The sequence below is a fragment of the Lacipirellula sp. genome, assembly GCF_965279485.1.
In the GTDB taxonomy this organism is placed as follows: Bacteria; Planctomycetota; Planctomycetia; order Pirellulales; family Lacipirellulaceae; genus Lacipirellula.
In genome coordinates this window covers 2,499,250-2,511,831 of record NZ_CBDIIC010000002.1, presented here as the reverse complement: position 1 = coordinate 2,511,831, position 12,582 = coordinate 2,499,250, and the positions used below count along the sequence as shown (strand labels likewise).

The following is a 12,582-nucleotide window of genomic DNA, read 5'->3' as shown; positions in this document are numbered from 1 at the left end:
GAACCCTGAACCCTCTACTCTTCCTCTTCCAACGGAATCACAAACCGATAGTACACCCAGCGGCGGTCGTGGTCGCTGGCGAGCGGGAGGTCGCCGTTTTTCCAGTTCGATCCGGGGGCGTCGACGCCGCGGGCGAGCAGGATCGCCTGCTTACCGGCGAGGAGTTTCGTCATGTCTAGGAACGATTGGTAGCGATTCGGGCCCTGAGCGTAGGTTTCGCCGCCGAGGGCGCTGTAAAACATCATCGCGACGGCGAGTTCGTTAACGTCGGTGCTCGTGGCATCGAGCGTGATCGGGCCGCTGCCAGGTTGGTTCGCGGTTTGTTTGCCGGAGACTTTCAGCAGGGCGGTGCGAACTTGCGTTGGTTGGAGCGAGTCGTCGATCGTCGCCACGGCGCCGTCGGCGAGGTCGGGCAGGGCGTAGGCGTAGCGGCCATGCATCAGCACGCAATCGGTTAGCGCGACGCCGGTGCGGTTGGTGAGATGGCCTGCGACCAGGTCGTCGTCGAGGCCGCGCAGTTCCGCGGCGATTGGTTCGTTGAGTGCGCCGGTCCAGCGGCCAATGAGCGTTCGCGTCGACCATTCCTGCACGGGGAGGCCGGTCATTTCGGTGAGGGGCGGGTTGAAGGCGTAGCCGCTCTCGAAGAGGGTAGCTTGGGCGCCGCTGCTGCGCATGCCGTCTAGGCCGTAGCCAGTGGCGCCTAGCCAGGCGACTAGGGAGGCGTCGCCGGCGCCGGGGTCGGGACGACCCGGCTCGCTGATTGGGTTCTTTGCGAACGATGGCGCTAGCGACAAGTTGTAGCGTTCGACGCGGGGGCTGAAGAAGTGGGTGTATACGGTGCCGCGTGCGGCGCCGTTCGCCACGTCGACGTCCACGAACTCGACTTGGTTGACGCGCAGGCTATCGCCCTTCATCCAGTGGGCGGCCCAGTACGCGGCCGCGGAGACGCCGACAACCATCAGCGGGAACGTGATCCAGGTGAGCTCCATCCGCCGCAGCAGATTCTTCACTAGGAAGTAATCGCCAGGGCCGATTAGCAAGATGTAGCCGATGACCAGCAGCGCCACCAAACCAAACGGCGCCGTCGTGACGCCTTCGAACGAAGCATCGAGTCCGCGGCGCAGCCGATCGACCAGATCGTCCTGGTAGCCGTAGTTCGTGTTTTGGCTGTCGGAGGCGGGCCACTGCAGTGCCTGCCGCAGGAGATTGACGCGTCCGCCCCAGTCGCCGAGCGGAGCGGCGTCGGGATCGAACGCGACAAAGGTCACCTCGCCGAGGCCTTGCCGCGAGCGGATCACCAGCGGCAAGTCGCTGGAGTTCTGGCCCGAGAAGGCGAGGATGCGGCCCTCGACGTCGACGATCCGGGGCGTTTGCAGCCGCAGGTTCGCGCCGCCGGGGATCGATTCGTTGGCAACCGCAAAGCCTTCGATTGGCTGTGCTTCGCGGAGCGTCGTCATCTCTTCGTAACGGCCGGGGACGAATGATTCGAGCGGACCATCGGGGCCGATCAGTTCGGGGGCGTTGGCGCCGCAGAAGATGACGAGCCGACCGCCGAGTTCGACCCACTTGCGGAGGGCTTCGATGCGGGCGGGGTTGGCTGCGAGCGGGCGATAGAGTTCCGCATTGCCGCCGCCGAGGACAACGAGGTCGAACGCTTCGTAGCCGTACCATTCGGTGGGAAGGTCGGCGGCGGTCGGGATTTTGACGGCTTCGGTGGCGGTTGCGCTGTCTTGGTTGCTATCGGAACGTGCGAGCTCTGCCAAGCCTCGCTGCATGCCGAAAACGCCGACGAAGCGAGTCGTCGCCGGACTGCCGAAAGGGATGAACTCGTCGCCTGGTTCAGCATTGGGGACGAACAGCTTCTTGATACGCGTGCGGCCTTGCTCGTCGAGCAGGCGAACTTCGTACTGGGCGCCATCTTGCCCGGGGCGAATGAAGAGCCGCGCCGAAGAGGTTTTGCCGGCGAAGACGCCGACGGGACGATCGGCGGACGTGAAGACGGAGGTCGGCACCCCTTCGGCATCGGGGGTGATGATTTGCACGATGCCGGTGAAGGCGTCTTCGCCACCTTGGATGACGACTTCAACGGGCGTCCAGCAGCCGAACTTGTACTCGCCGTCGAAGCCGAGTTTTAGTTTCGTGATGGCGAGCTTGGGGGCGGCGGGGGCCTGGGCCCGAGCGAGCGATGGCGTTGCCGTGAGCAACGCGAAGCAGATTAGGGTAAGGATGAGTTTCCAGCCCCTGGCTCCGCTAGGGGGTAGCGCCGCGGACCGCAGCGGCGTGGAGCGGCGTTCGACCCCCGGGCGGAGCCCGGGGCTAGAGGGAACAGTCGGGTTCAGCGGGGAATCGCTCACGGCTTCTCCGCATCGTCGCAGGTGCAAATGAGGTGGCCGCAACCGGGGCAGCCGCTGCCGTACTTCTTTTCCAGGGCGGCCGAGAGGTCGATCCCCGCGACATTGGCGATCGTCGTCAGCCAGGCGAGCACGTCGGCAAACTCCATCGCCTGTTCTTCGTGCGTTCCTTCGCGGAGCGCGGCGGCGAGTTCGCCCACCTCCTCCATCAGCCACATGAACGTCCCGTCGACGCCGCGGGCAACGTCCTTCTCGTGATACATCCCGCGGATGAGTTGCTGGAACTCGCGGAGCGAAACGTCGGCTGGCATAGGCGAAGACGCTGAATGACGAATGACGAAATCCGAATGACGGAATAGATATTGTACTGGGAATTGGCGGCGTGGCGACTGTAGTAGCCGCCAGCGAATAGTAGCCGCCGGTCAACGACCGGCCGGAGCGGAACTCGAATGGGGAATGCTGAATAGGGAATGGGGCGGAAAGCCAAGAACGCCCCCTCCCCATTCCCCATTCGCCATTGTTCGAGTTCCGCTCCGGCGCTCGTTGAGCCGCGGCTACTCGTCGTTGAGCAGCGGGGGCTGGGGGGGTAAGCTCAACGGCTCCATCTGCCACCAAGCGAATTGCCCGTATGTCTGAGTTTGTCACCGTTGCCCGCGTGGGAGCCATTGCCGAGGGGCAGGGGGAAACGTTTCAGGTCGGCGAGCGGCTGGTGGCCGTGTTCAATCGCGGCGGCGAGTATTTCGCCATCGACGATCTGTGCCCGCACATGGGGGCGTCGCTCGGCGCCGGCTACATGGATGAGGAAGGGGTAGTGACCTGCCCCTGGCACGCCTGGCACTTTTCAGTGTGCGACGGGACGTGGTGCGACAATCCGCGGATCAAGATCGATGCGTTCGAGACGCGCGTCGTGGGTGATGAGATTCAGGTCCGCACGACGCCGACGAAGGTCGAGTAGCCGCGGCTCAACGAGCCGCCGGAGCGGAACCAAATAATGGCGAATGGGGAATGCTGAATGGGGCGTTGAGGGAGGCGTTCGTGACCTCACCCCATTACACATTCAGCATTCCCCCTTCGATAACCGCTCCGGCCGGTCGTTGACCGGCGGTTACTTCGGGCGATTACTTGACGTTCGGCACCCACTTCACGCCGATCGTTTGTTCGATCTTTTGCTCGACAGTCTGGCCCGCGGCGTCTTTCAACTCCGGAATTTTGAGATTTGAAATCTTCAGGTTCGTCACTTGCTTGATGGTCGATTGCTCAAGCCGGCCAGCTTCGGCGTTGAACAGAATCTCGCCGTTTGATTCCTGGCTCGGCACTTCCACCGTCACTTCGCCGCCGGAGAAGCTGATCTCGACCTTCGCCGTGAACTTTTCAAGCTTCGTGTCGTCTTGGACGGTCGGGCCTTCGTACTTGTAAGTCGTCACGGCCTTCTGCGTGCCAACGACCGGCAGCTTCGATTCCGTGGTGCTCGTCCACTCTTTGCCCACTGTCAGCCCCTCGGGTAGTACGAAGGACGCCTGGCCGACCAATTTCTTGAACCCTTCGGCACTGGCGAGTTCGCCCATTTGCGGAGCGCCGGGTTGGTTCTTCAAGGCTTCGGTGACCGCATCGGGAACCACGACGTTGGTCACTTCGCCGCGCGGGGTCATGGTGATGACGAAGACGTTGCCGGTGATCGCCTTGAGCAGCGGCGCCGCCATCGCGGCCTGGCCTTGAGCGGGTTCCTTCGAAGCGGTGTCGATCTCCGACTTCAGTCCGTCGCTCGTGGTGACCGTCATCCGCATGCGATCGATCTTTTGTTCGAGCACAGCCGAGCCGTCGGCGTTCACTTCCTTCACCGCCCACGACAGGTCGATCGTGAGGAGCGTGTCGACCGACATGTCGCCGCCGGCGCCCGTCTTGGTGACTTTCGTTTCCTGGTTCATTTGGAAGCGGTTCACCAGACCGGGCGAGAACTTCCAAGCGATCGCATCGGCCGCCTGCGCGAGCGTGGCCGAGGCGAGGAGGAGCGTGGCGAAAGCGGCGCGAACCGTGGGGGCGATGAGCGACGGCATGGTTTTGTGTTCCGTATGGTCGGCTGTTCTAAGAGCAGCAGTAGATATGTCGAAGAAAGATCAAAGCGACGCGAAGGCTGCCGGCGAGCCCCTCCCTTGACGGGAGGGGGCTTCTTGCCGCCTGAATCATACCACGAACTTGCCGCCTGGTTCGACCACGACCGGCTCGGCCGCGGTTTGGCGGCGAACTAGCTCGGCCCAGGCGCCAGCGTCTTGGGCGATCGGGGGCCAGGTGTTGTAGTGGCAGGGCGCGACTTTTTTCGGGTTCAAGAACTTCACCGCCTCGACCGCGTCCTCGGGGCCCATCGTAAACTGGTCGCCGATCGGCAGCACCGCGAGGTCGAGCCCGCCGAGGCCGATCAGCTTCATGTCGAGGAACAGGGCCGTATCGCCGGCGAAGTAGAGCCGCTTGCCGGCGATCTCGATCAGCAACCCGCCGGGGACGCCGCCGTAAGCGCCGTCGGGCGTGCTGGAACTGTGGTGGGCGATGGTGAACTTCACGCGGCCGAACGGCGGCTTGACGCTGCCGCCGGGATTCATCGGGATGACTTTGTCTTCAGAGACGCCTTCGCGTTTGAGCCACTCGCAGACTTCAAAGTTCGCCAGCACCATGGCGCCGGTGCGCTTGGCGATCGCCGGGGCGTCGGCCACGTGGTCGAAATGGCCGTGGGTGAGGAGGATGAAATCGGCCTCGGCTTGGGCGGCCTTGATGGGGGCGGCGGAGTTGTCGTTCAGGAAGGGGTCGATCAACAGGCGTTGGCCTTCGGCCTCGAGGGCGAAGCAGGAGTGGCCGAGCCAGGTGATTGTAACGGACATGCGGATTCTCGCGGGCAAGTGACGGTGGACGTGCTGCCTGCACTTGTACCCCGGTGGGTACAATGGAGGCAAGCGTGGGGGCTAATCGTGGCGTTGTGCGGAATGATCATTGAATGGGTGCCACTGGCGTGTCGCCAGTGGGAACTGTCGCCACGGTAGCCCTACTAGTCGGTTTGTAAGTAGCCAGAAAATTAGGGTCGCTTGTTGCTTGAGTTGATGGGGGCGTGTACCCAGTTCTCACTGGCGACGCGCCAGTGGCACCCGAATTGCCAAACGCGGGCTATCGCCCTGGTAATGGTTCCTGCGGCATGAGACGTTTTCATTCGGGTTCATCTGGGGTTTTGATGCAGCGGTTGCGATTGTTGGCAAATTGTTCGCTCATCGTAGCGATCGCGTGTGGCGCGATCGGGTGGGGCGACGCGCCGACAGTGCTTGCCGCGAACGCCCCGCCGCCGCGCGAGGTCGACGCCCAGCGAGCCGCGGCTGCTGGGATCCGCGAACTGACCGGCCAGCACATTCGCCTGTTCACCGATTTGCCGTCGAGCCCCGCCGTCGACGAGCTGCCCGCGGTGTTCGACGCGGCGATTCCGCTGTGGGCGAAATATTTTGAACTCGACGAGCGTTCCGTACGCGGCAAGTTCGCCGGCTTCCTCATCAGCGATCGCGAGAAGTTTGCGGCGCTCGGGCTGCTGCCTGAGGAGAATCGAGACTTCGCCAACGGCTACAACCGCAACTACGAGTTCTGGCTCGTCGAGCAGCCGAGCGACTACTATCGCCGGCACCTGCTGCTGCACGAGGGAACGCACGCCTTCATGCAGACGCAACTCGGCGGCGCCGGGGCAGGGTGGTATATGGAAGGAATGGCGGAACTCCTCGGCACGCATCGCTGGAGGGACGGTCAGCTGGAACTCGGCGTGATGCCGGCGTCAAAAGAGGACGTGCCGATGTGGGGGCGCGTGAAGATCGTTCGCGATGCCGTGAAGGCTGAGAAGCCTTGGCCGATTGAAGCAGTGATCGAAGTCGACAATCGCCGCCAGCTTGATACCGAGCATTACGCGTGGACCTGGGCGCTGGCGGCGATGCTCGATGGGACGCCGGCGTTTCGCGAGGAGTTTAGGTCGTTGAAAGGCGTCGTTGCCGATCCGGCGTTCAACGACAAGTTTCGAGCAGCGTATGGCGCTAAGTGGCGGCTGCTTAACCAGCAGTGGGCGGCGTTTGTCGCTCAGCTCGACTACGGCTACGACTTCGAACGAATGGCGATCGCGTTGCAACCCGCCAACAAGCGCGGCGCGACGGAAGTTTCCATCGCCGCCGACCGCGGCTGGCAGGCGACCGGCTGGAAGCTCGAAGCAGGCAAGTCGTACCGCATCGCCGCGAAGGGTCAGTTCCAAATCGCCAACGACGGTGAACCGTGGCCCTGCGAACCGAACGGCGTGACGATCGAGTATCACGACGGCATGCCGCTAGGCGTCTTGCTTGGCGCCATCGCGAGCGCGAAGCCGAGTGAGGGCGATCCGTCGTTCGCCAAGCCGCTGCTGATCGGCAGCGCGGCGATCATTCGCCCGAAGAGCGACGGCGTGCTTTGCCTTCGCGTGAATGACTCGCCGGCGAAGCTGGCGGACAATGTGGGGAGCGTGGAGGTGGGTATCGCTCCGCAATGAGCGAATAGCTCCTAGCCGCGAAGCGGCGTCATGCCTTAGCCGTGGGCGTAAGCCCACGGTCACGCGCGAAATTACGCAGATAGCCGCGCAGCGGCGACATGTTCCCTACTCATAGATGCTGGTGCCGCCGCTGCGCGGCTTGGGTTGCTTAGCGAGTCTCATTACCGTGGGCTGACGCCTACGGCTAAGAGATTACGCCGCTCCGCGGCTTAGAAACGAGCCGGTAGCCCGCCGCCTACCAATAAACATACCGCTGAAACAACTCCCGCTCCTTCGGCGGCAGCGTTTGCACGTCGGGCACCAGGAAGCGGTTGTCGTCGAGGTCGAGCAGCATCTTGCCGCGTTCGCCGAAGTCTTGTACCTGGCTTTGGCTCCACCGCATCGTGAATCGCCGCGGGCCATGCGGGGTGCGGACGTCGCAGTGGAGGTGGCCGAGTTCGAGGTTGATGGCGTCGACGCCGTCGATCGTTTGCAAGAAGTAACGACGATCGAGCGCCGAACGGACGAGCCGCTGGGCCTCCGCCGGCCATTCCTTCAGGTTGCGGAGGATGCCGACTTCTTGTTGCTCGCCGTCGCGGGTCCAGACGCGCAGGCTGATGTAGTCTTCGGGATTCGTTGCGGGGAACAAGTTCACCGCGAACACGCCGCGGTGAACGTGGTCATTAGCAAGCACCACCGTCATCGTGTCGCGGGCGCCGGCACAGATCTCGGCATCGCCTGGTAGCAGCCACTTCGGCAGAAACTTCTTCGCTTCGGCCGCTGCGTCTTGCTCGGCGGTTGCCTTTGCATCGTCGACGCTGCCGTCATCGGCCTTCTCAAGCAGATCGTCGATCGAAGCCTTTGGCGAAGTCTGCGACTGGAGCCGCACCAGCTTCGCGTAGCGGCCATTCTCGGCAATGAGCTGCTCGTGGCTTCCTTGTTCCACTAAGCGGCCGCGATCGAACACTAAGATGCGGTGCGCATCACGCAGCGTCGACAGCCGGTGGGCGATTGCGATCGTCGTCCGTCCGCGGGTGAGCGCTTTGAGCGCCTGCTGGATCGCCTGTTCGCTCTCAGCGTCGACACTGCTGGTCGCTTCGTCGAGCACCAAGATCGGCGGATCGTACAAAATCGCCCGCGCGATCGAGAGGCGTTGTCGCTCGCCGCCGGAGAGGCCGGCGCCCCGCTCGCCGAGCCAGGTGTCGTACCCCAGCGGCGAGTTGAGGATAAATTCGTGCGACTGGGCCGCCTTCGCCGCGGCGATCGCTTGTTCCTGACTGCTCGTCGGCAGGCCATACACGAGGTTGTCCCAGATCGTGCCGCGGAACATGAACGGCTCTTGCAGCACGACGCCGACTTGCCGGCGAAGTTGGTGGGCCGCCAGTTGCCGCACGTCGACCCCGTCGACGAGGACGCGCCCTTCGTTGACATCGTAAAACCGGCAGAGCAGGTTCACGAGCGTCGTCTTGCCGCTGCCGCTCTTGCCGACGATGCCGATCGTTTCTCCCGGCTCGATGGCGAAGTTCACGTCCCGCAGCACCGGCTGATGGCGTTCGTAGCCGAAGGTCACCTTGTCGAACTCGATGCGGCCTTGCACTTCCGGTAGGTCAACTGGTTCAGCAGGATCGTTCGATTCCACCGGCGTGTCGAGGAGTTCGAACACCCGTTGGCAGCCAGTGAGGAAGTTCGTGAGCCACGTGGTGAACTGCGACAGCGTCGCCAGCGGCGTGTAGAACATCGCGAGGTACGCGAGGAACGCCATGAGCGAACCGAGCGTCATCTTGCCGGCGAGCACGTCGCGGCCGCCAACGTACCAGACGATGAGGCCGCCGAGGCTGAAGATCAGCTGCATCGTCGCCGAGAAGGCGGCGGTCGAGTAGTCGACGCGAATGCGCGAGGTCCGCAGGTAATCGCTAATGCGGTTGAAGCGGTCGTACTCGCGATCTTCCTGTGCGAACGCTTTTACGACGCGGATGCCGGACAGCATGCCGGTCAGCATGCCGGCCTGCTTGCTGCTGCTATCCCAATATCGGTAGTGCTTCGGATGGACGCGTTTCCAGAAGAACCAGCTGCCGGCGATCACCAGCGGCGCCGGGATGAGCGTGTAGACGGCCAGCTTCGGGTTGAGCGTGAACAGCATCACGCCGACGGCGGTCACTTGGACGATCTGCAGCAGAAAGCCACCGGTGATTTGCTGCAGTAAGCTCTGGATCACTTCGCTGTCGTAAGCGACGCGGCTGGTGATCGAGCCGACCTGATGGCGGTCGTAGTAGCCGAGGCCGAGCGTGTGGAGTTTTTCGACGAGCTTCGCCCGCAGGTCGAAGGTGAGCGCGACGCCGACGCGGGTGGCGAGCCGGCCTTTGGCGAAATTGACGACGCTCAGCACGATACGCGCAATGGCAAGCGCCGAGACGACTGCGAAGAGCGCCGTCAGCAGCGATTGCGGATCGAGCGCTTGCTGGCCGCCTTTAAGAATGTCGTCGACGAGGTATTGCTGAAGCTTCGGCGGAGCGAGTTCGGCGGCGACAGCCACCAGCATCAGGCCGCACATGATTGCTGCCGTGGCGCGATAGGGCCACAGCATTTGTCCGAGCCGGCCGATGATCGCTGTCCGCGGCAAGCAGCGGGGGCAGGCCTCGCCCGGCGTTGGCAGTCGCTGGTCGCACTTCTCGCAGTGGGTTTTCTGCAGCGTCTCGCCTTCGTGGATCTCGATGGCGCCGGTGGTGCGCAGTTCTTCGAGGCTACGGGCGACGCGGTGAAACCGATCGGCCTCGGCGTTTGAATAGCGGGCCAGGTCGACCCAGTGGTCATCGACGTACGCTTGCAAGAAGCCGGAGCCGACGGCGCCCTGGGTGCGGAACTCCTGCACGTCGGCGACGGGGACGTAGCTTTCGACGCGGGGCGATGACTGGGTGGCCGCTCCTTCAGCTTGCTCCGAGACAGCCGCTACGTTCGCGTGGGTGGCGACGATCCAATGCCGCCGCGGCTTCCCCGAGAGGGAAAGATCGGTGCTGGTCGACAGCAGCACCGGGACCCCGTTGAGTCCCTGAACGTCGAGTTCCTTCTTGACGGCGAGCGGCAGTTCTTCGTGAAGCATAGCGGTCGTAATAATCGTCTCCGGGTGAAACGTGCAAGATGAACCCGTGCGGGGGAAGTGCTATCTCACAGTGTGGGAGGGGTCTCCGACCCCGAAGCGGCGTTGCAGAACCACCACCGCTTGTGGTGGCGAGCGGAATCGGCGTCGGAGACGCCTCCCACAGAGGAAGGCGTCAAATCGGCGGCCAGTAAGTCGGCGGGAGGGTGGGCATCACAGGAAAGTCGCCGGGGGCCGCCGGAGGGCGGTACGCAGAGGCCCCGCTGCCAAAACTGAGCGGGAACATAGGATTATAGAAGTTCGCCCCGCGCCGACCATTCTTGGCGGGCCGCGCCCACGAACGCTGGCGCTTGCGCCGGGTGCGCGATTCGCGACGATTGACACCCTCCGCCAGTGCTCTGACAATGACAATGCTGCGTCTAAATGGAGTTGCGATAATCAGTTGCGATGCCACGCCTATCGCCTGCTATCGCGCTCACTGCTTAGCCCCCGGTTCTTCAAACCGGGGACCCGCGCCGCACAACAATTTTGCCCCCAACTCGACACGTCGCTTCAGCCCCCAAAGAGCCCCCGTTGATGAGCAATCCCCTCGCCGCCGCTGATCCCGAAGTTTGGTCCGCCGTCGCCGATGAAATCCAGCGCCAGCAAGATGGCCTGGAGATGATCGCTAGCGAGAACTACACCAGCCCCGCCGTGATGGCGGCTGCTGGCAGCGTGCTCACCAACAAGTACGCCGAGGGTTACCCCGGCAAGCGTTACTACGGCGGCTGCGAGTACGTCGACGTCGTCGAGAACGTCGCCATCGACCGGGCGAAGAAGCTGTTCGGCGCCGAGTTCGCCAACGTGCAGCCCCACAGCGGTTCGCAGGCTAACACGGCGATCTACCTCGCCGCCCTCGAGCCGGGCGACACGGTGCTGGGCCTCGACCTCGCCCACGGCGGCCACCTCACCCACGGCATGCGGCTGAACATTTCGGGCATGCTTTACAACTTCGTCAGCTACGGCGTCCGCGAGAACGACCATCGGCTCGACTTCGACCAGATTGCCAAGCTCGCCCGCGAGCACAAGCCAAAGCTGATCGTCGCCGGCGCCAGCGCGTACCCCCGCGAGATTCCGCACGGCAAGTTCGCCGAGATCGCCCGCGAGGTTGGCGCCAAGCTGATGGTCGACATGGCCCACTACGCCGGCCTTGTCGCCGCGGGGCTGCACGACAATCCGGTGCCGGTCGCCGACTTTGTGACCACGACGACGCATAAGACGCTTCGCGGTCCGCGTGGCGGCTTATGCCTCAGCAAGGAAGAGTACGGCAAGACGATCAACAGCCGCGTCTTCCCCGGCATCCAAGGCGGCCCGTTGATGCACGTCATCGCCGGCAAGGCGGTCTGCTTCGGCGAAGCGCTGCAGCCCGAGTACAAGACCTACATCAAGCAGGTGATGGCGAACGCCAAGGCCCTGGCCGAAGTGCTGACGGCGGGCGGTCTGCGGCTCGTGAGCGGCGGCACCGACAACCACCTGATGCTCGTCGACGTCACTCCGCTGGGGATCGGCGGCAAGCAAGCCGAGCACGCCCTCGACGCCGCCGGCATCACGGTCAACAAGAACATGATTCCGTACGACCAACGCAAGCCGATGGACCCGAGCGGCATCCGCGTCGGCACGCCGGCGCTCACCACACGCGGAATGGGCGTCGACGAGATGCGCACCATCGGCGGTTGGATGCTGGAAGCCCTCCGCGCCGCCGACGATGCGAAGGTGCATGCCGGCATCCGCGAGCAGGTTCGCGAGTTGGGCGCCAACTTCCCGGCGCCGACCGTGGCGGATCAGTTTGCCGATGCGACGTCGGCTGTTTGATCTCACTGAATTGAGCGTCCTTTTATTTTTTGACAGGATGACAGGATGACAGGATCGCGCGGATCTACAGGATGAATGCAAGGCTAGGTGAAATGCATTCTCATTCGCGTCGATTCGTGTGATTCGCGGTGAGTAATTTTCAGAATCCTGTCGATCTGCGAAATCCTGTTATCCTGTCCATCCCCCAATCGAGCACCGCAGCGAAGGCAAGATGTCAGACACCACCCGCGACCGCGTGCTGATCGCCGATGACAACGAGGCGAACGTCGAATTGCTGGAGGCCTATCTGGCCGACAGCGAGCTCGACGTAGAGATTGCCGTCGCCGTCGATGGGCAAGACACGATGGAGAAGGCGGCTTCCTTCAAGCCGCATCTCATTCTGCTCGACGTGATGATGCCGAAGCTCAGCGGCTTCGAGGTCTGCCAGAAGCTCAAGGGCGATCCGGCGACCAGCGGCATTATGATCCTCATGGTCACCGCGCTCAACGAGCACGGCGACATGGAGCGGGCGGTCGACGCCGGGACGGACGACTTTCTGTCGAAGCCGGTCGACAAAGTGTCGCTGGTGAAGCGCGTGGAGCAAATGTTGAAGCTGCGGAATGTGACGGATGAGTTGGAACGTCTTCGCCGCTACATCGAACAAATGGAAGCGGAACGCTAGGCGTCCGGTAAAATGAGTTTGGGTGCCACTGGCGTGTCGCCAGTGGGAAGTCTTGAAACGGCGTGGCTGCCGGACGACTTGCAAACAGCCTGAGGATGGGGCCGCCTGCTACCTG

The 12,582-nt window shown here is 63.4% G+C and carries 9 protein-coding genes; 4 read left to right on the top strand and 5 right to left on the bottom strand.

Features of this window, described 5'->3' with window-relative positions; all coding sequences use genetic code 11:
• Positions 1-14: 14 nt before the first annotated feature.
• A complete protein-coding gene (locus tag ACQY7R_RS17700; protein WP_428306897.1) occupies positions 15-2,354 on the bottom strand; it encodes a hypothetical protein in 2,340 nt (779 codons plus the stop codon).
• Entirely contained in the window at positions 2,351-2,662 is a 312-nt protein-coding gene (locus ACQY7R_RS17695) for a MazG nucleotide pyrophosphohydrolase domain-containing protein (protein WP_428306896.1), read from the bottom strand. Before ACQY7R_RS17695 ends, ACQY7R_RS17700 begins: the two co-directional genes overlap by 4 nt.
• Before the next feature lie 317 nt (positions 2,663-2,979).
• Here ACQY7R_RS17695 and ACQY7R_RS17690 point away from each other — a divergent pair, with 317 nt between their 5' ends.
• Positions 2,980-3,306, top strand: a complete 327-nt coding sequence (locus ACQY7R_RS17690; protein ID WP_428306895.1) for a Rieske (2Fe-2S) protein — start codon at positions 2,980-2,982, stop codon at positions 3,304-3,306.
• Between the two features lie 163 nt (positions 3,307-3,469).
• Here ACQY7R_RS17690 and ACQY7R_RS17685 read toward each other — a convergent pair whose 3' ends face one another.
• Both ACQY7R_RS17685 and ACQY7R_RS17680 read right to left on the bottom strand, forming a co-directional pair.
• On the bottom strand, positions 3,470-4,405 hold the full coding sequence (locus ACQY7R_RS17685) for a DUF6263 family protein (RefSeq protein WP_428306894.1): 936 nt from the start codon (positions 4,403-4,405) through the stop codon (positions 3,470-3,472).
• Positions 4,406-4,531: 126 nt separating this feature from the next.
• Positions 4,532-5,221, bottom strand: a complete 690-nt coding sequence (locus ACQY7R_RS17680; protein WP_428306893.1) for a metal-dependent hydrolase — start codon at positions 5,219-5,221, stop codon at positions 4,532-4,534.
• A 362-nt stretch (positions 5,222-5,583) separates the two neighbouring features.
• On the opposite strand from ACQY7R_RS17680, the gene ACQY7R_RS17675 reads away from it, so the two are divergent.
• On the top strand, positions 5,584-6,882 hold the full coding sequence (locus tag ACQY7R_RS17675; protein ID WP_428306892.1) for a hypothetical protein: 1,299 nt from the start codon (positions 5,584-5,586) through the stop codon (positions 6,880-6,882).
• A 235-nt stretch (positions 6,883-7,117) separates the two neighbouring features.
• On the opposite strand, the gene ACQY7R_RS17670 is transcribed toward ACQY7R_RS17675, so the two are convergent.
• Positions 7,118-9,958, bottom strand: coding sequence for a DUF1854 domain-containing protein (locus tag ACQY7R_RS17670; RefSeq protein ID WP_428306891.1), 2,841 nt, complete (start codon positions 9,956-9,958; stop codon positions 7,118-7,120).
• 573 nt (positions 9,959-10,531) lie between these two features.
• Here ACQY7R_RS17670 and glyA point away from each other — a divergent pair.
• Entirely contained in the window at positions 10,532-11,806 is a 1,275-nt protein-coding gene (glyA, locus tag ACQY7R_RS17665; RefSeq protein ID WP_428306890.1) for a serine hydroxymethyltransferase, read from the top strand.
• Positions 11,807-12,017: 211 nt separating this feature from the next.
• Positions 12,018-12,467, top strand: coding sequence for a response regulator (locus ACQY7R_RS17660; RefSeq protein ID WP_428306889.1), 450 nt, complete (start codon positions 12,018-12,020; stop codon positions 12,465-12,467).
• Positions 12,468-12,582 lie beyond the last annotated feature (115 nt).

Coding starts and splice junctions, on each gene's coding strand:
- ACQY7R_RS17690 (WP_428306895.1), top strand. CDS start 2,980: ATGTCTGAGTTTGTCACCGTTGCCCGCGTGGGAGCCATTGCCGAGGGG.
- ACQY7R_RS17695 (WP_428306896.1), bottom strand. CDS start 2,662: ATGCCAGCCGACGTTTCGCTCCGCGAGTTCCAGCAACTCATCCGCGGG.
- ACQY7R_RS17685 (WP_428306894.1), bottom strand. CDS start 4,405: ATGCCGTCGCTCATCGCCCCCACGGTTCGCGCCGCTTTCGCCACGCTC.
- ACQY7R_RS17670 (WP_428306891.1), bottom strand. CDS start 9,958: ATGCTTCACGAAGAACTGCCGCTCGCCGTCAAGAAGGAACTCGACGTT.
- ACQY7R_RS17660 (WP_428306889.1), top strand. CDS start 12,018: ATGTCAGACACCACCCGCGACCGCGTGCTGATCGCCGATGACAACGAG.
- ACQY7R_RS17680 (WP_428306893.1), bottom strand. CDS start 5,221: ATGTCCGTTACAATCACCTGGCTCGGCCACTCCTGCTTCGCCCTCGAG.
- glyA (WP_428306890.1), top strand. CDS start 10,532: ATGAGCAATCCCCTCGCCGCCGCTGATCCCGAAGTTTGGTCCGCCGTC.